19 protein-coding genes are annotated in these 18672 nt (G+C 34.1%); 8 read left to right on the plus strand and 11 right to left on the minus strand.

The window, feature by feature from the left end; translation table 11 throughout:
- Positions 1-294: 294 nt before the first annotated feature.
- From V5J73_RS02625 to V5J73_RS02640, 4 genes are all read right to left on the minus strand, one after another.
- Positions 295-1158 carry a sigma-70 family RNA polymerase sigma factor gene (locus tag V5J73_RS02625; protein WP_007137700.1) on the minus strand — a complete coding sequence of 288 codons (864 nt, stop codon included), beginning with the start codon at positions 1156-1158 and terminating at the stop codon, positions 295-297.
- A gap of 167 nt (positions 1159-1325) precedes the next feature.
- Positions 1326-3467 carry a polyribonucleotide nucleotidyltransferase gene (locus V5J73_RS02630; RefSeq protein WP_338647404.1) on the minus strand — a complete coding sequence of 714 codons (2142 nt, stop codon included), beginning with the start codon at positions 3465-3467 and terminating at the stop codon, positions 1326-1328.
- A 236-nt stretch (positions 3468-3703) separates the two neighbouring features.
- Complete coding sequence (rpsO, locus tag V5J73_RS02635) at positions 3704-3970, minus strand: 30S ribosomal protein S15 (protein ID WP_144889279.1); 267 nt, start codon at positions 3968-3970, stop codon at positions 3704-3706.
- 112 nt (positions 3971-4082) lie between these two features.
- A complete protein-coding gene (locus V5J73_RS02640) occupies positions 4083-4538 on the minus strand; it encodes a GAF domain-containing protein (RefSeq protein ID WP_338647406.1) in 456 nt (151 codons plus the stop codon).
- Between the two features lie 76 nt (positions 4539-4614).
- Between V5J73_RS02640 and xrtF the strand changes: the two genes are divergently transcribed.
- The 8 genes from xrtF (at position 4615) to V5J73_RS02680 (ending at position 11716) form a co-directional block, all read left to right on the plus strand.
- Positions 4615-5163, plus strand: a complete 549-nt coding sequence (xrtF, locus tag V5J73_RS02645; protein WP_338647408.1) for an exosortase family protein XrtF — start codon at positions 4615-4617, stop codon at positions 5161-5163.
- Entirely contained in the window at positions 5141-5584 is a 444-nt protein-coding gene (locus V5J73_RS02650) for an exosortase F system-associated membrane protein (RefSeq protein WP_445236408.1), read from the plus strand. The genes xrtF and V5J73_RS02650 overlap by 23 nt, the downstream gene beginning before the upstream one ends.
- A gap of 58 nt (positions 5585-5642) precedes the next feature.
- Positions 5643-6473 carry an ATP cone domain-containing protein gene (locus V5J73_RS02655; RefSeq protein WP_338647413.1) on the plus strand — a complete coding sequence of 277 codons (831 nt, stop codon included), beginning with the start codon at positions 5643-5645 and terminating at the stop codon, positions 6471-6473.
- A gap of 37 nt (positions 6474-6510) precedes the next feature.
- Complete coding sequence (locus V5J73_RS02660; RefSeq protein ID WP_338647415.1) at positions 6511-7866, plus strand: MBL fold metallo-hydrolase; 1356 nt, start codon at positions 6511-6513, stop codon at positions 7864-7866.
- A 108-nt stretch (positions 7867-7974) separates the two neighbouring features.
- A complete protein-coding gene (locus tag V5J73_RS02665; RefSeq protein ID WP_338647417.1) occupies positions 7975-8319 on the plus strand; it encodes an HYC_CC_PP family protein in 345 nt (114 codons plus the stop codon).
- 71 nt (positions 8320-8390) lie between these two features.
- The gene (locus V5J73_RS02670) at positions 8391-10403 is read left to right on the plus strand and encodes a TonB-dependent receptor plug domain-containing protein (protein WP_338647419.1); all 2013 of its coding nucleotides are present in this window, start codon (positions 8391-8393) and stop codon (positions 10401-10403) included.
- A 14-nt stretch (positions 10404-10417) separates the two neighbouring features.
- Complete coding sequence (locus V5J73_RS02675; RefSeq protein ID WP_338647421.1) at positions 10418-10762, plus strand: heavy-metal-associated domain-containing protein; 345 nt, start codon at positions 10418-10420, stop codon at positions 10760-10762.
- A 273-nt stretch (positions 10763-11035) separates the two neighbouring features.
- The gene (locus tag V5J73_RS02680; RefSeq protein ID WP_338647422.1) at positions 11036-11716 is read left to right on the plus strand and encodes a DedA family protein; all 681 of its coding nucleotides are present in this window, start codon (positions 11036-11038) and stop codon (positions 11714-11716) included.
- A 72-nt stretch (positions 11717-11788) separates the two neighbouring features.
- On the opposite strand, the gene groL is transcribed toward V5J73_RS02680, so the two are convergent.
- The 7 genes from groL to miaB form a co-directional block, all read right to left on the minus strand.
- Positions 11789-13417, minus strand: a complete 1629-nt coding sequence (groL, locus tag V5J73_RS02685; RefSeq protein ID WP_338647424.1) for a chaperonin GroEL — start codon at positions 13415-13417, stop codon at positions 11789-11791.
- Between the two features lie 106 nt (positions 13418-13523).
- On the minus strand, positions 13524-13799 hold the full coding sequence (locus tag V5J73_RS02690) for a co-chaperone GroES (protein ID WP_007137725.1): 276 nt from the start codon (positions 13797-13799) through the stop codon (positions 13524-13526).
- A gap of 139 nt (positions 13800-13938) precedes the next feature.
- Positions 13939-14283: a preprotein translocase subunit SecG gene (gene secG, locus V5J73_RS02695; protein ID WP_099714465.1), complete on the minus strand. Its 345-nt coding sequence runs from the start codon at positions 14281-14283 to the stop codon at positions 13939-13941.
- 3 nt (positions 14284-14286) lie between these two features.
- Positions 14287-15138, minus strand: coding sequence for a tetratricopeptide repeat protein (locus V5J73_RS02700; protein WP_338647427.1), 852 nt, complete (start codon positions 15136-15138; stop codon positions 14287-14289).
- 102 nt (positions 15139-15240) lie between these two features.
- Positions 15241-15744 (minus strand): LptE family protein, encoded by a 504-nt coding sequence (locus V5J73_RS02705; RefSeq protein ID WP_099714466.1) that lies wholly within the window; start codon positions 15742-15744, stop codon positions 15241-15243.
- 99 nt (positions 15745-15843) lie between these two features.
- On the minus strand, positions 15844-17100 hold the full coding sequence (locus V5J73_RS02710) for a sigma-54 interaction domain-containing protein (protein ID WP_338647428.1): 1257 nt from the start codon (positions 17098-17100) through the stop codon (positions 15844-15846).
- 81 nt (positions 17101-17181) lie between these two features.
- Entirely contained in the window at positions 17182-18627 is a 1446-nt protein-coding gene (gene miaB / locus V5J73_RS02715; protein ID WP_338647431.1) for a tRNA (N6-isopentenyl adenosine(37)-C2)-methylthiotransferase MiaB, read from the minus strand.
- Positions 18628-18672 lie beyond the last annotated feature (45 nt).

Here is an 18672-nt window from a genome sequence, read left to right on the forward strand (position 1 = left end):
GCGTAAAGGATAGAGGCGGTATCCTCGAAGTGTAACGGAGAGATAAAGCCGAAAGCCTGACCCGAAGTTTTTACGGAGGGTTACGCCAAAAATAATAATGATTTAATTGATTTGCTTTGTACCTCGCAATTGTAAAAAATAAAACTCCGGTAATCAGCCGGAGTTTCAATCATCAATCAAAAAACGAACAGTTAATCAGACCGTCGTTACTTTTACAAGTCTTAAAGTTTAAAAGTCTAAAGTCACAAAGTACAATGACTTTATAACTTTAGACTTTATGACTTTAGACTATTTTTAACCTAAATAGGTTTTTAATATTTTACTTCTTGAAGTGTGTTTTAATCTGCGTATTGCTTTTTCCTTGATTTGACGTACACGCTCACGAGTTAAGTCGAAAGTTTCTCCTATTTCCTCTAATGTCATTGGGTGTTGATCACCAAGACCAAAATATAAACGAACTACATCAGCCTCTCTTGGAGTCAATGTTTCTAATGAACGCTCGATTTCGGTACGCAATGATTCGTGGATTAATTCTCTGTCTGGATTTGGTGATTCACCAGAACGCAATACATCGTAAAGGTTAGAATCTTCACCTTCTACAAGCGGCGCATCCATTGATAAGTGACGACCAGAGTTTTTCATGCTCTCTTTTACGTCATTTACGGTCATGTCAAGCTCTTTTGCAATTTCCTCAGCAGATGGTGGACGTTCGTTAGATTGCTCTAATAAAGCGTACATTTTGTTGATTTTATTGATAGAACCAATTTTGTTCAAAGGCAAACGAACGATACGGGATTGTTCAGCCAATGCTTGCAATATAGATTGACGAATCCACCATACAGCATACGAAATGAATTTGAAACCACGTGTTTCATCAAAACGTTGTGCTGCTTTTATCAATCCTAAATTCCCTTCGTTAATCAAATCGGGAAGTGTTAATCCTTGATTTTGATATTGTTTTGCTACCGAAACCACGAAACGTAAATTGGCTTTTGTCAATTTCTCTAATGCTTTCTGGTCACCGGCTTTAATCTTTTGTGCTAATTCTACCTCTTCGTCAGCGGTAATAAGGTCAACTTTACCAATTTCTTGTAAATACTTGTCTAATGAAGCAGTTTCACGATTGGTTACCTGCTTGGTGATTTTTAGTTGTCTCATGTTTTTTTTTGTCTCCTCAATTTTTAAGTGTACAAATGATTATACGTATGGAGTTTCAAAAAAGTTACAATAGTTTTGAAAATAATTTAAATTAAAACAAAAATCCCGTTTCAAATTCATGAAACGGGATTTCCTATAAATAAACCTTTAGTAAACTTAAGATCTGATTACTCTTTTCTTTCCTCACGTGGAGGTCTTGGCATAAGTGCTTTTCTTGACACTTTTTCTTTTCTAGTTTTTGGATCTAATCCTAAGTATTTTACTTCGAATACATCACCCATTTTTACTACATCAGAAACATTTTCAGTACGTTCCCAAGCTAGTTCCGATACGTGTAATAAAACTTCGTTTCCTGGAGCTGCTGTATATTCTACAACGGCACCAAAATCTAACATTTTGATTACTTTTACTTCGTAAGTCTCGTTCATTTGAGGTTTGAAAGTAATCGACTTAATTTTAGCCAATACCGCTTCGATTCCAGCAGGATCTGTTCCTAAAATTTCGATAACTCCTTCTTCAGTAATTGGATCTTCATTGATTACAATAGTTGTTCCAGTAGCTTTTTGTAATTCTTGAATCACTTTTCCACCAGGACCAATTAAGGCACCAATGAATGCATTTGGAATTCTTCTTGTAATGATTTTTGGAGCGTATGCTTTAACATCTTCTTTAGGAGCTGCCAAAGTTTCGATTAATTTTCCAAGGATATGCAAACGACCATCACGAGCTTGCGCCAATGCTGCTTCCATAATCTCGTATTTCAATCCGTCAATTTTGATGTCCATTTGACAAGCTGTAATTCCTACAGAAGTTCCAGTTACTTTAAAGTCCATATCACCTAAGTGATCTTCGTCACCAAGAATATCTGACAATACAGCAAAACGATCTCCATCAGTAATCAATCCCATAGCGATTCCAGAAACGGGACGAATCATTTGGATACCAGCATCCATTAATGATAATGTTCCAGCACAAACGGTAGCCATAGAAGAAGAACCATTTGATTCTAATACTTCAGATACCACACGAATTGTATAAGGACAATCAGCAGGAATCATGTTTTTTAATGCTCTTTGCGCCAAGTTTCCGTGACCTACTTCTCTTCTAGAAGTTCCTCTTAACGGACGAGCTTCACCAGTTGAGAAAGGAGGGAAGTTATAGTGCAAGTAGAATTTTTCTTCACCTTGTTCAGATGGAGAGTCAATTTGGTTTGCTTCTCTAGAAGTTCCTAAAGTGGCTGTTGCCAATGCTTGCGTTTCTCCACGAGTAAACAATGCTGATCCGTGAACTGATGGTAAATAATCTACTTCGCACCAGATTGGTCTGATTTCGGTAGTTTTTCTTCCGTCTAGACGTGTTCCTAAATCTAAGGTTACGTTACGAACCGCTTCTTTGTTTGTTTTGTAAAAATATTTAGAAACTAAATCGCCATTTTCTGCCAATTCTTCTTCTGTAAATAACGCTTTTACTTCTTCTTTTACTTCTGCAAATGCAGCTGTACGTTCTTGTTTAGAAGAACCTTTGCTTGCAATAGCATAGATTTTATCGTAAGATGCTGCTTTTACTTTTGCGTAAATAGTCTCATCTGTTTTTTCAGTTTCGTAAGTACGAACTTCTTTTTTTCCAAAAGCAGCTTGCAAACGCAATTGAGCTGAAATTTGGTTTTTGATGTGTTCGTGAGCAAATTTAATTGCCTCTAACATTTCAGCTTCTGAAATCTCTTTCATTTCACCTTCTACCATTGCGATAGAATCCATAGAAGCTCCAATCATCATATCAATATCAGATAATGCTAATTGAGCACGACTTGGATTGATGATGAATTTACCATCAATTCTTCCAACTCTAGCTTCAGAAATCAAAGTTTCGAAAGGAATGTCAGACAATGCTAATGCTGCCGATGCTGCTAAACCTGCTAATGCATCTGGCATTACATCTTCGTCATAAGACATTAATTGAATCATCACTTGAACTTCGGCGTGGTAATCATCTGGGAAAAGTGGACGCAATACACGGTCTACTAAACGCATAGTCAATACTTCGTTATCACTTGGACGCGCTTCTCTTTTGAAGAAACCACCAGGAAAACGGCCTGCTGCAGCAAATTTTTCACGATAATCTACCGTAAGTGGTAAAAAATCGATACCTGGACTTGCTTTTCTTGAGGATACTACTGTTCCTAAAATAACAGTTTTTCCAATTCTTACTACTACAGATCCGTCTGCTTGTTTGGCTAAACGACCTGTCTCGATTGTGATGTTTCTGCCATCACCTAAATCGATACTTTCTACAAATAATTGTGGAATCATAAATTTAATTTATTAGTTAAACATGGGTTCTAGTTGTGTTGTAGTTGTTGTTTTGCGTAGTTAATGCCTAAAACCCAATGAAAAACCAAACTTTTTTTATTCATCTATACTAATTAGTACAAACTTTATTGTTTTGTCTTGATTCTAATCCCTTTTGTGTCAGGACCAAAATAGAATCTTTAGACTTTAAATTGTAAAATAAAAAAAGAGGCACTTTCGCACCTCTTTTATATTGATTATTTTCTGATATTCAATACTTTGATAATTTCACGGTATCTGTTGATTTCTTTCTTTTTCAAGTAATCCAACAAAGATCTTCTTTTACCTACTAGCAATACTAATGAACGCTCTGTGTTATAATCGTGACGATTTTTTTTCAAATGCTCAGTTAAGTGGCTAATTCTGAAAGTGAACAAAGCGATTTGTGCTTCTGCTTTTCCAGTGTTTGTTTTTTCTCCGTGTTGTGCGAAGATTTCTTCTTTAATCTCTTTAGTTAAATACATTCCAATATTTGTTTAATGATTTTTATGTATGTCGTATATCTATTATAGGACGGGTGCAAAAGTAAAAAATAATTATGAATTATGAATTATGAATTATGAATTATTTTAAAACTTAATATAATTTCGCAATTTCCTCATTCACAAACTCTAAGAACTTTTCATCCTCTTCAGTGAAAGGATCTAAGACATGGCTATCAATATCAATTTGTCCTATATTTTCTCCGTTTACGAAAAGTGGTACTACAATTTCTGATTTTACGGTAAAACTACAAGCGATGTAATTGTCTTGTGCCGAAACATCTGGGACTACAAAATTCTCATTAGAAACCGCCACTTGTCCGCAAATACCTTTTCCAAAAGGGATTACAGTATGATCCGTCTCAGCTCCAACATAAGGACCTAAGTGTAAGGTTTTTGTATCGTGGTTAGCAAAATAGAATCCTACCCAATTGTAGTAGGAAATAGAGTCGCTAAGCAATTGACAAACAGACAACAGTTTTTCATCTCTTGAAAGCGTTGTATTTAATGTGATTTCGGTTACTTTTGGTTGTAATTCTTGAAATGTCATGTTTTTAATTTTTTATTTATACAAAAGTATTTAAAGCCCGTTTCAAAAATTGCATAAATTTGTTAAAAAATAGATTTTGAAAAAATATTTTATCCTCTACAAGCCATTTTTACTTTTTCTAGCTACCTTTTTTTTGAGTTACATAGTACTGACTTTTTTGTATCAGCGCTATCTTAACGGATTTGAGGAAAATAGAGTAGATTCTATTACTAGAATGGTGAGTGAACATACAGAATATGTGATGCAGCTTTTTAATAATGGATCTATAATTGAGGAAAGTGCTGCGCATCCTTATATGAAGTTGTTTTTTAATCAGCAATATGTAGCTAGAATTGTTGAAGGTTGCAATGCGATTAGTGTAATTATTTTGTTCATTTCATTTGTAGTAGCTTTTTCGGGGAAACTAAAAACAACCCTGCTTTTTATTTTTGGCGGAAGCCTACTTATTTACGTACTAAATGTTTTGAGGATAGCGGCTCTAAGTGCATTAATTTTTTATTTTCCAAAACAAGAATCATTTTTACATGGAGTCCTTTTTCCTTTGTATATTTATGGTGTAGTTTTTATTTTGTGGTTAATTTGGGTTCGTAAATTTTCGAGATATGCTTCAAAAAATACTAAATAATAAGCTGAGATTAATACAATTCCTTTTTTTGGTTGTATTATTAGTCCTTATTCGCGCTTTTGAAAATCAATTATTTTATGATCCTTTTTTAGATTTCTTCAAAAAAGATTTTACTAAGTTAAGATTGCCAAGTTTCAATTCGACCCAATTGTTTTTTGGTCTGTTGTTTCGTTATACTTTAAATACCGCTATCTCATTGGGAATAATTTATGTCCTTTTCAAAGATGTTGCCATGGTTAAATTTGCCTTTGTCGTGTATTACTTTTTCTTCATGATTTTAATTGTTACTTTTTTCTTCATAATCTATTTCGCTTCTGAGCACAGTAATTGGGTTTTGTTTTATGTTCGCAGGTTCTTGATTCAGCCTATTTTTGTCTTGTTATTTGTTCCTGGATTTTATTATCAAAAACAGAATAAGTAGTCTTTTTTCTGTATCTTTAATGTTGGTTTAAGTCTTTGTTTTTCAAATAAATAAGGGTATGAAAATAACAAAACATTCAGGTGATATTGTCGAATTTAATCCGGATAAACTTAAAAACTCACTTTTGAAATCTGGAGCAAGTGCTATTGTGGTCGATAATATCCTTCATGAGATAAAAAAACAAATGTATGAGGGAATTGCTACTAAGCATATTTACAAAATGGCTTTTTCATTATTAAAAAAAACGGCTAACTCCCATGCAGCACGTTATAATTTAAGAGAAGCGATACGATTGTTAGGACCTGCAGGTTTCTTTTTCGAAAAATATATAGCCCGTCTTTTTGCTTCAGAACAGTATCAAACGATAACTAACATGACTTTGCAGGGTAAATGCGTATTGCATGAAATAGATGTTTTAATAAAAAAAAATGAGTGTATTTCTATGGTGGAGTGCAAATATCACTTGGGTAGGGACGCAGCTTCTGATGTAAAAGTTCCTATGTATATTTTGTCACGTTTCAATGACTTAAAGGAAAGGCACCATACCATTTTTGATAAAAGAGATAGCATTTCAAAGTGTTGGATTGTTACCAATAATAGGTTTACAACAGATGCTGTTGATTTTTCGAATTGTTCAGGATTGAGTTTATTAAGTTGGAATTATCCAGAGGGCAATAATCTAAAAACGAAAAATGACACTTATTATCTTTATCCAGTAACTTGTTTAACTACTTTATCGATAGCTGAAAAGGATAAATTGTTGATATTGGATGTTATCTTGGTAAAAGAAATTATAAATAATTCGGATAGTTTAGAAAAAATAGGATTGAGTCCAAACCGAATAAAACATGTATTAAAAGAAGCATCGGAATTATGCCGTTATATTTAAAATAATGCAAGATTGTTTAATTTTAAATTGAAATCATATGAAAGTTAAATTTATTGGTGGAGCAGGTACTGTGACTGGTTCTAAAACATTAATTGAAAGTAATGGGATTCGGATTTTGATAGATTGTGGGTTGTTTCAAGGTATTAAGCCTTTGAGAGAACTCAATTGGGAACCTTTACCTATTTTGCCGTCCACGATAGACTTTGTTTTGCTTACGCATGGTCATTTAGATCATTGCGGTTGGTTGCCAAGGTTGGTAAATCAAGGTTTTGAAGGCAAAATTTATTGCACGAGTCCCACAAAAGATATTACTAAACTCATACTTTTGGATAGTGCTAAAATTCAAGAAGAAGAAGCTAAAAATGCAAATGAAGGAAAATATTCCAAACATGAAATCGCCGAACCACTTTATACGGTAGAACAGGTTGAAAAAGTTTTTCCGTTTTTTAGAGTAATTAAAACCAATGAGTCAGTTCCTTTAGATGCCCAAATTGAAGCCGTTTTTACAAATGCAGGTCATATTTTAGGCGCTTGTAGCATTGCATTGACACTTGAAAATAAAACATTAGTTTTTTCTGGAGACATTGGACGTGATGATGATGTGTTGATGTATCCGCCAACCAAGCCCAAAAAAGCCGATTATATTTTTCTCGAAAGTACCTATGGTAATCGATTGCATCCTCATACGGATGCAAAGTTAGAGCTGGAAACGTATATCAACAATACTATTCAAAAAGGAGGAACGATTATTATTCCGAGTTTTGCCGTAGAGCGTGCTCAAACCATCATGTATTTGCTGTGGCAGCTAAGGGAAGAAGATAGAATTCCCAATATTCCTTATATTATCGATACTCCAATGGGGATTAATGCACTGAATATTTTTTCGAATAATAAAAAATGGCACAAGCTATCGCTGGAGGAATGTGCCGAAATGAGTAAAATGTTTTCATTGGTTTCTGATTATCAAGAAACCATGCAGGTCATTTTTGACGAACAGCCTAAAGTGGTTATTGCTGCCAGCGGAATGGTAACTGGAGGAAGAGTACTGGGTTATCTCGAACATTATATTAATCTTCCGGAAACTACCGTAATTATTGTGGGATATCAAGCCGAAGGAACACGTGGGAGAAAATTACTGGAAGGAGCAAAAGAAATTAAAATTCATGGACGCTATTATCCTATAAAAGCTAATATTCTGGAAATACAAGGTTTGTCTGCACATGGAGATCAAAAAGATTTGCTTAACTGGCTGTCAGAATTGGAAAATAAACCTACCCGAGTTTTTCTTGTGCATGGAGAAAATGAGCCTATGGATGAGCTTCGTATAAAAATTCATGAAAAATATGGTTTTGACTGTAAAATTCCTCTAATGGGACAAGAATTTGAGTTGTGAATTCTTTATAAATTTAATTTTTTGATGTGATAAAATCACTAATTTTACAAGGTGAAATTTAACAAACATATAAGTATACTTCTGGCTTTTTTCGTATTGGTTTCCAATATGGGATTAGCATTTAATGTTCGTTATTGTGGAAGTGAGATTACCTCGGTAACTCTTAAAACGCCAGTTCAGGACCAAAAATTAGAAAAAGATTGTTGTGGGGTTGTTGAAAAAGAATCACATTGTTGCAAAGACAAAGAGGTTGAATTTCAAAAGAAAACAGATGATTTAATTCAAAAAACAGTCTCTTTTCATCCCGATTTTATATTTCAAATGAATGAATGGAATCCTTCTGCATTTTCATTTGTTTCAAATTTTAAAAACAGTCCATTTCTTTCGTATTACTGCGATGCAAATGCGCCTCCTTTTTTTAAATTATACCACCAATATATTTTCTACGCGTAATTTTAATGTTTCTATAAAAACTTGAATCACAGCTTTGTGATTTTACATTTTTCAAACATTAAAAATCAATCATGCAAAAACAAATTTCAATACTTTTATTGTTCTTCTTTTGCGCTTTTAATTCTTTTGCTCAAGATACTTTGCAGGAGATAAAAGTAAGAGGCAACAGTAAAAGTTTAAAAAAATCATATAGCGTAACGGCTAATACTACAGTACTGACAAGCAAAGAACTACTCAAAGCTGCTTGTTGTAATTTGGCAGAAAGTTTTGAAACCAATCCTTCAATCGACGTTAATTTTTCGGATGCTTTGACGGGAACGAAACAAATAAAAATGCTGGGATTAACGAGTCCTTATTTGATGATTACAGAGGAAAACATTCCTTCGGTACGTGGTGCTTCTCAAGCTTACGGATTGTCATTCACTCCGGGAACTTGGGTAGAAAGCATTCAAATTACCAAAGGAGCCGGAAGTGTAGTCAATGGTTTCGAAAGTATTTCGGGACAAATTAATACCGAATTGATAAAGCCCATCAGCGATATTCCATTTTTTCTTAATGCGTATGGTTCAACAGATTCCCGATTCGAATTAAATGCCCATTTCAACAAGAAAATTTCGGATAAATGGAGTAGTAGTTTATTTGCTCATGGAAACACCAGAGTTTCAAAAAACGATATGAATGACGATGGTTTTCTGGACAATCCATTAGCAAAACAAATCAATGTTTTAAATCGGTGGCAATATACCAATGCCGAAAAAGGATGGGTGAGTTTCATCAATTTCCGGTATATGAATGATAAAAAACAAACGGGAGAATTAAATTTTGATCCTAATAGAGATAAGGGAACAACTAATTATTGGGGTTCCGAAATCAATACAGAGCGGTTTGATGTTTCTACTAAATTAGGGTATGTTTTCCCCGATATGCCTTATCAGAGCATTGGTTTTCAAAATGCTTTCAATAGCCATGATCAAAATTCTTATTTTGGTTTAAACCTATATAATATCAAACAAAAAAGTTATTATTCGAACCTGATTTTTAATTCGATTATCAATAACACAAAACATAAATTTTCAACAGGTCTGAACTTCACCTATGACAAATACGGTGAGTTTGTCAATGCTAATGATTACAGCAGGATTGATAATTCGGTTGGCGCTTTTTTCGAATATACGTATGATAATACGGATAATTTTAGCGTAGTTTTTGGCGGTAGAATAGACAATCATAATCGTTTGGGAACTTTTGCTACGCCAAGATTGCATGTGCGATACAATCCTTGGGAGAAAGGTGTTTTGCGATTTTCAGCAGGAAGAGGGAAACGAAGCGCTAATGTTTTTGCCGAAAATCAACAGCTTTTAGCAAGTTCAAAAACCTTTGACTTTTTAAATACTAATGGAAAAATTTACGGTTTAAATCCTGAAATTGCATGGAATTACGGGCTGAGTTTTATCCAGGGCTTTTTACTTTTTGGTAAAAGTGCTGATGTTGGGTTTGATTTCTACAGAACCGATTTTCAAAACCAGGCCGTTGTTGATGTAATGCAAAGTCCACAACAAGTTTTGTTTTATAACTTAGACGGGAAGTCGTATGCGAATAGTTTGCAAGTAGAGTTTAATTATGAACTGAAAAAGCATTTTAATTTGAGAACAGCCTACAAATTCTATGATATTCAAACTGATTATTTGTCAGGAACGTATCAAAGGCCATTGCAGGCAAAACATCGTTTCTTTGGAAATTTAGGATATGAAACCCATATTTTGGATAAAGGAAAACAATGGAAGTTTGATTATACTTTCAATTGGCTCGGAAAACAGCAATTACCTAATACATCAACAAATCCTGTAGAAGACAGGCTACCTGAATTTTCACCTTCATTTTCTGTGATGAATATTCAAGTTACTAGAACTTTTTCTTCTACTTTTGAAATATATATTGGCGGAGAAAATATTGGAAATTACAAACAAGATAATGTTATCTTAGGTAATGAAAATCCATTTGGGCCTACTTTTGATGCATCAATAGTTTATGGTCCAGTTTTTGGGCAAATGTATTATGCGGGTTTACGGTTTAAAATTAAATAATCTTAAAAAATTAAATGATGAAAAATATAATAGTAGTATTGTTACTGACATTTGTTGGATTTACAGCTCAGGCTCAAGAGGTGAAAAATAAAAATGCTAAAGTTGAATTTCATGTGAGCGGGAATTGTGAAATGTGTAAAAAGAGAATTGAAAAAGCGGCATTAAGTGTTTCGGGAGTGAAATCTGCCGATTGGCATATGGATTGTGGGACTTTATATTTGATTACAAACGAACAGAAAACGGATGTTCTTACAATTCAAAAAGCGATTGCGAAAGTTGGTCACGATACAGATGAAGTCAAGGCATTAAAGGAAGATTATGAAAAGCTTCATACTTGTTGCCGATATGAACGAAAATAATTTTAAAGAAAACCAAAGTGAAAGCTTTGGTTTTTTTAATGCCAAATTTTTAATGTTTTTTTGAATGAAATTATGGGGGTTAACTATAAAAAGCCATGTTTTTAAAGCGCTAGAATCCCGAATAAAAAAAACAATATTTGCTTGTTGGCAATGGAAAGTTAATTCGGCTAATTTAAATAGTTAATAAAACTTTAAAATAGTAGCATAAATTGTGGTTAAGATATATTATCCGTACTTTCACGCACAAATAATTGTAGCATAAAACACCTTAGAATGAACGATTTTGATTGGAAGAATTTGATTGACCCGCTTTTTTATATTCATTTTGATATTAATGGAATTAAATTGGGAATTTATATAGTTTTATTTATTGTTTTTGCTGAAACAGGTCTTTTTGCGGGGTTCTTTTTACCAGGAGATAGTTTGTTGTTTTTGGCAGGGATTTACAGCCGTGATTTAATAGAAAACATTTTATTCATTGAAAATGATTTTGCAAATGTTGTTCTTTTGTCAACACTTGTTGCTTTAGCTGGTATCTTGGGTAATATAGTTGGCTATTGGTTTGGTTCAAAAAGTGGGTATTATTTATACAACAAGCAAGATAGCTTTTGGTTCAAAAGAAAATACTTAGTTCAGTCAAAAGATTTCTTCGAAAAATATGGTGGAAAGGCAATAATCTTCGCTCGATTCCTACCAATATTTAGAACTTTTGCGCCCATAGTTGCTGGAATCGTCTCGATGGATAAAAAGAAATTTATGTTTTACAACATCCTAAGTTCGTTTATTTGGTCATTCACTTTGATTTTCGCTGGACATTATTTATATGGTTTTTTACTTGAGAATTATCAAATTGATTTGAAAGAGCACATCGAAATAATTGTTATTGCATTAGTTGGAATTACCGTTTTGCCTGTAATATATAAGTTTAGTAAAAAAGCCAAAGTTCAAGAATAAACAATTTACAACTCATAAAAAAACCGTCTCGATAAATTATCGGGACGGTTTTTTATTTATATAAGATTGATATTACATCATTCCTGGCATGCCACCACCCATTGGGTTTCCGCCACCGTTATCTTCTTTGATATCAATCAAAGCACATTCAGTAGTCAAGATCATTCCAGCAACCGAAGCTGCGTTTTCTAATGCTACACGAGTTACTTTTTTAGGATCAATAATACCTGCTTTAAGCATGTCAACATATTCATCCGTTTTTGCGTTGTATCCAAAATCACCTTTTCCTTCAGCAACTTTTGCAACAACAACTGAACCTTCAAGACCTGCATTTTCAACAATAGTTCTCAATGGAGACTCTACGGCACGAGATACAATTTGAATTCCTGTTGCTTCATCAGCGTTGTCAGCTTTTAGAGTGCTTAAAGCATTTTTAGCTCTCAATAAAGCAACACCACCACCAGCAACAATTCCTTCTTCAACAGCAGCACGAGTTGCGTGAAGTGCATCATCAACTCTGTCTTTTTTCTCTTTCATTTCTACTTCAGAAGCAGCACCAACATAAAGTACAGCAACTCCACCAGCTAATTTAGCCAAACGTTCTTGTAATTTTTCTTTGTCATAATCAGAAGTTGTAGCTTCCATTTGACCTTTTATTTGGTTGACACGATTTTTGATGATATCTGCGTCGCCAGCACCACTAACAATTGTTGTATTGTCTTTATCGATAGTCACTTTTTTAGCAGTTCCTAACATTTCGATAGTTGTGTTCTCTAAAGTATATCCTCTTTCTTCGGAAATTACAGTTCCACCAGTTAAGATAGCAATATCTTCTAACATAGCTTTTCTTCTGTCTCCAAAACCAGGAGCTTTTACTGCAGCGATTTTCAAGGCTCCACGTAATTTATTTACAACCAATGTAGATAATGCTTCACCATCAACATCTTCAGCAATAATCAATAATGGTTTTCCAGATTGAGCAACTGGCTCAAGAACTGGCAATAATTCTTTTAATGAAGAAACTTTTTTGTCGTACAAAAGGATGTAAGGATTTTCCAATTCTACTTCCATTTTTTCTGAATTAGTAACAAAATATGGAGAAAGATATCCTCTGTCAAATTGCATACCTTCTACAACATCAACATACGTATCAGTTCCTTTAGCCTCTTCAACAGTGATAACACCTTCTTTTCCAACTTTTGCGAAAGCAGTAGCGATTAACTCACCAATTACTTCGTCATTGTTAGCAGAAATTGAAGCAATTTGTTTGATTTTTTCAGAATCACTTCCTACTACTTTTGCTTGTTTCGCTAAGTCAGCTACAATAGCCTCAACCGCTTTGTCAATTCCGCGTTTCAAATCCATTGGATTTGCTCCTGCAGCAACGTTTTTCAAACCTTCTTTTACGATAGCTTGCGCCAAAACAGTTGCAGTTGTAGTTCCGTCTCCGGCTAAATCATTAGTTTTTGACGCTACTTCTTTTACCATTTGAGCACCCATGTTTTCCAAGGGATCTTTCAATTCAATTTCTTTTGCAACGGTAACACCATCTTTAGTAACGTTTGGTCCACCAAAAGCTTTTCCAATAATTACATTACGACCTTTTGGTCCAAGAGTTACTTTTACTGCATTTGCCAATGCATCAACACCGCGTTTTAATCCGTCACGTGCTTCAATATCAAATTTTATATCTTTTGCCATTTTTGTTGTCATTGCGAGGTACGAAGCAATCGCATCCTCATTATTAGTTTAATTTGTTTAAAGTTTCAAGTTGTCTTGATACTTAATTCTTAGGACTTAATACTATTTAGATAATTGCTAAAATATCGTCTTCACGCATGATCAAATAATCTTTTCCTTCCAGTTTTAATTCCGTACCAGCGTATTTTCCGTAAAGCACAGAATCACCAATTTTTACAGTCATTGTGTGTTCTTTTGTTCCGTTTCCAACAGCAACAACAGTTCCTTTTTGTGGTTTTTCTTTTGCTGTATCTGGAATAAAAATTCCTGAAGCAGTTTTTGTTTCAGCTGCAACGGGTTCGATAAGAACTCTGTCTGAAAGAGGTTTAATGTTTAAAGCCATGATTGTATATTTTTATATTATTTATTTTTATTACGGTTATGGAGATTTCAGAAATTGTGCCATCCTAATGAAACTGACATAATTTCTTATAAAAAATGCCAGCTTTGACAGGCTGGCATTTAGAATATGTTGTAATAATTTATTCTGCTGGATTTGTTGCAGCAGGAGTGTTTTGAGCAGGAGCAGCTGGCGTGTTTGTAGCTGGTGCTGCACTTCCTGTGTTTTCAATGATTTTAGAATCAGTATCACTTAATGTTCCTGTAAAGCTTAAGCTAGAAAGTAGTATAAGTGCAATTAGTATAGTTGCTAATGTCCAAGTGCTTTTGTCTAAAAAATCAGTTGTTTTTTGTACTCCACCTAACATTTGAGAACCACCTATTGTAGATGATAATCCTCCACCTTTAGGGTTTTGAACCATGATAACTACGATTAATAGAAAACAAACTATAGTTATTAAAACTAAAAAAATTGAAAATGTGCTCATTGTTTAATTATTATTATGTTGTAAAATCTTAATATCCGATATGCGGTCTGCAAAGAAACTACTTTTTTCTGGATATTTCAAAATTAATATTTCATAAGCTTGAATCGCTTTTTGATATTTTTTTTGTTCTAAATATACTCTGGCCAAAGTCTCTGTCATCAAGAAAGAATTGTCGGCTGCATTTAAGTCAAAAGTAACAGTAGAAGCAACTCCATGTTTTACCGGAGAAATCTTTGGACTGGCTTCAATAAACTTATCGATTAATTCTAATTTCTTTCTTTTATCTTCATCTATTACAGGAAGTGGTAAATTAATAGCACTTTCTTTTTCTCTTTGGATAGGTTCAGTGCGGGAAAGTTGAAGCCATTCTTGAAAGGAATGTTGCTCACTTTTAGAAAAATCTAAAGGTTTTCCAATTGCCAGTTTCTCTTCGGTAGTTTTTGAAGCATCATCAACATCGACAGCAGAAGCTTCTTTTATTGAAGTAAGTATGGATCTTTCTAAAGAATTTATTTTAGATTCCGTTTTTTCTTCAGTAACAATGGTTTCACTGTCAACTACATTTATATCAAGAATTTCTAGTACTTTTTTATCGTAAAGACCTTTTTGAATCGAAGTGAACGTATCCGAAGTAATGAAGTCAAATAAAATAGATCGGTCCGTTGAATGTGCTGCAGTAACTTTTAAAGCAGTATTGTATTTAAAGCTATTTTGATTGTAAAGACCTTTTAATTGAATCGCTCTGGCACTTTGAAAATAAGGAAACTCAATGAGTACTTTTTCCAAAGCTTCCGTTTGCTTCTCGTGGATAGCATCAGGTTTATTAATCAAATAAGTATAATCGGTTACGTTCATTTTTTGAGTGTTCAATGTTCAGTAATCAGTGTTTTATAATCAGTGTTCAGTTTTTGGTGTAGCTAACTGAATACTAAAAACTGCCAACTAAATACTTTTTTATTACCATTTTGCAAGTGACTCATTAAAGATGTCTTGTGTAATTCTTTCAAAAATTTCCTTTAAAGCACTGTTTAAAGTTGCTCCTGTCAATTGTTGTTCCGCAGGATAATCGTAGAAAAAAGTGAATGGTTTTTCAAAATCATCTGTTTCTTTTTTCTTATTAGTAAAACGAACATTCACTCGAATGGTTAATCGGTTCTGAGCTGCTCGCTGATCTGCAGTAGCAGTCATTGGACTTATCCTGTAATCTACAATTTCTCCTTCGTAAGTCAAATCAGCGCTACTTTTGACCAAGTTTAAATTGGTTTGATTCTGGATTAAATCTTGAAGTTCTAATGTAAATGTTCTGTCAATACCAGGTTCAATTAATTCAGCGTTATTCTGAAAAAAGCCAACTTGAAATGTTTCGGCATCAATTTTACCAGTCCCGGTAAAGTTATAAACCGAGCAACTGTTGATGCTTACTATAATTATTGAAAGAAGAATAAGTTTTATATATTTCATTTTCTATTTTAAAATTGCTTCGTCTGATTGCTAACGATTGGGTCAAAGATATTCTTTTTGAATTAAATCATTTGTGTCTTAGTGTTTTTGTGGTAAAAACTACAAGTCAAATTGTTTAATTTTTCTATATAAAGTCCGTTCTGAAATACCCAATTCATCTGCCGCGGCTTTTCGTTTTCCTTTATTTTTTTCTAATGATTTCTTAATCATTTCAATTTCTTTTTGTTCTAATCGTAACGTTTCTTCTTCTTCGATTGTTTCGGCAAAAAGATAATTGTCATGATGCTCTTGGTATAAATCATCAGTGTTTTGAGAAGCAATTAAAGATGCTCTCGGTTCTTCTTCAAAATCAATTTCACTATCGTTTTCTTTGGAACCGTATATTTTTTTAATCAAATGCTGATTGGTTTCTTGCACTTTTGAACTTCCATTTTGAATCAATTCCAACGTTAATTTTTTCAAATCATTCAAATCACTTTTCATGTCAAAAAGGACTTTGTACAAAATTTCTCTTTCGGTACTAAAATCACTTTCGCTTTTCTTATCCTTTATAACAGATGGCAAATTGTTTCCCAAAACCGGTAGATATGATTGCAAAGTCACTGCTGATATATCTCGATTCGTTTCTAAAACGGAAATTTGTTCGGCTACATTTCGCAATTGTCGGATATTACCGCTCCAACGGAATTTCTGCAATAATTGGACAGCATTTTCATCCAGTTTTAAAGGTGGCATTTTGTATTTATGGGCAAAATCAGCAACGAATTTCCTGAATAACAAATGAATGTCATCTTTTCGATCGCGTAAAGGGGGCAAGGTAATATCCACTGTACTCAAACGATAATATAAATCTTCACGAAATTTCCCTTTTTCGATAGCATCAAATAAATTCACATTTGTAGCGGCTACAATTCGTACATCAGTTTTTTGAACCTGGGAAGAACCTACTTTTATAAATTCGCCATTTTCAAGAACACGTAACAAACGCACTTGAGTCGTCAAAGGCAATTCACCTACTTCATCCAGAAAAATAGTTCCTCCGTCAGCCACTTCGAAATAGCCTTCACGCGTATTAGTTGCGCCAGTAAAAGCACCTTTCTCATGCCCGAAAAGTTCACTGTCAATCGTTCCTTCAGGAATAGCACCGCAGTTTACTGCAATATATTTGCCGTGTTTTCTATGAGAAAGGGAATGAATAATTCTAGGAATATTCTCTTTTCCCACACCGCTTTCTCCCGCTACTAAAACGGTAATATCAGTTGGAGCTACCTGAATGGCTTTTTCTATCGCACGGTTGAGCTTCGGGTCATTCCCGATAATCTCAAATCGTTGTTTTATAGCTTGAACTGATTCCATATTTTATTTTTGTTTAAAGTTATTTTTGTTTAAAGTTTCAAGTTATTGAGACAACTTTAAACCTTAAATTTTAAACTTTTCTTAATTCATTTCACTCAAACCAACTGCTTCTCCTTTCAAAGTTCCGCTGGTACAAGAAGTAATTCTCACATTCACAAAATCTCCAATCTTGTAATTCTCCTTTGGAAAAACTACCGTAATACTTTGCGAATTTCTTCCAGAAAATTCTTCTGTCGATTTTTTTGAAACTTTTTCTACCAAAACTTCTACCGTTTGTCCAATGAATTCTTCACTGCGGAACCAAGCGTGTTTTTGTTGTAAATCTACAATTTCTTGTAATCTTCGCGCTTTCGTTTCCTCTGGCACATCGTCTTCCATTTTTCTTCCGGCTAATGTTCCCGGACGTTCGGAGTACGAATACATATAACCAAAATTATACTTCACATATTCCATCAAGCTTATCGTGTCTTGATGATCTTCTTCAGTTTCTGTAGGGAAACCAGCAATCATATCCTGTGAAATCGAACTGTTTGGAATAATAGTTCTGATTTTGTCAATCAAAGTCATGTATTCTTCACGCGTGTGCAAACGATTCATTTCCTTTAGAATTCTGTTACTTCCTGATTGTACCGGTAAGTGAATGTGCTTGCAAATATTAGGATGTTTGGCAATCACATGCAAGACACTTTCGTGCATATCCTGTGGATTGGATGTCGAAAATCGAATGCGCATTTTAGGAAAACCAACAGCCACCATTTCGAGTAATTGGTCAAAATCTACTGCTGTTGCTTTCTGCATTTCGGTAGCATTCTCAAAATCTTTTTTCAAACCGCCGCCATACCATAAATAACTATCCACGTTTTGTCCCAAAAGCGTAATCTCCTTAAAACCTTTGTCCCATAAATCCTGAATTTCAGTCATAATACTTTGCGGTTCTCGGCTGCGTTCACGTCCGCGGGTAAAAGGCACCACACAAAAAGTGCACATATTATCACAACCACGCGTGATAGAAACCAAAGCCGTAATTCCGTTGCTCATCAATCGAACAGGCGAAATGTCACCGTAGGTTTCATCTTTCGACAAAATTACATTTATAGCATCGCGTCCTTCCTCTACTTCCATTAAAAGATTAGGTAAATCTTTATACGCATCAGGACCTACAACAAGATCAACAATTTTTTCTTCTTCTAGGAATTTGTCTTTCAGTCGTTCAGCCATACAGCCCAAAACCCCGACTTTCATCTTTGGATTAATGCGTTTTACAGCATTGTATTTTTCTAGACGTTTACGAATAGTTTGCTCTGCCTTGTCTCGAATAGAACAGGTATTCACCAAAACCAAATCAGCTTCTTCTAGTATTTGAGTCGTATTATATCCACCTTCTGATAAAATAGAAGCTACGATTTCACTATCCGAAAAATTCATCGCACAGCCGTAACTCTCTATAAAAAGTTTTTTAGTATTCCCTAATTTGTGTTCTAAAACAAGACTTTCCCCTTGTTTACTTTCTTCAATAATCTTTTCCATCCTATGTTTTCAAAGTGCAAAGATAACGTAATTCAAATAAATATG

Source organism: Flavobacterium sp. KS-LB2 (assembly GCF_036895565.1).
Classification (GTDB): domain Bacteria; phylum Bacteroidota; class Bacteroidia; order Flavobacteriales; family Flavobacteriaceae; genus Flavobacterium.